Origin of the sequence: Ruoffia sp. FAM 26254 (assembly GCF_045528545.1) — a bacterium.
GTDB lineage: Bacteria > Bacillota > Bacilli > Lactobacillales > Aerococcaceae > Ruoffia > Ruoffia halotolerans.
In genome coordinates this window covers 1-202 of record NZ_JBGQQY010000147.1, presented here as the reverse complement: position 1 = coordinate 202, position 202 = coordinate 1, and the positions used below count along the sequence as shown (strand labels likewise).

At 41.6% G+C, this 202-nt stretch carries 1 protein-coding gene; it reads right to left on the bottom strand.

Features of this window, described 5'->3' with window-relative positions:
- The coding region (locus ACEN3Z_RS12050; protein ID WP_407091004.1) for an IS30 family transposase at positions 1-202 on the bottom strand (202 nt) is incomplete at both ends.

Genomic DNA, 202 nt, shown 5'->3' with positions numbered 1-202 from the left:
GGTGTTTGGTAATCTAAGCATTTCCTAGGACGATTATTCATTAACCACAAAGCTTGGTTGAGTTCTTGGGAAATCACTCTAGCGAGGTCTGTTTTCTTAGGAAAAAACTCACGCAGTAAACCGTTAGAGTTCTCATTGGTTCCTCTTTGCCAGGCACTATAAGCATCGGCAAAATAAAAATCAATCCCTGCTGCTTCGACCT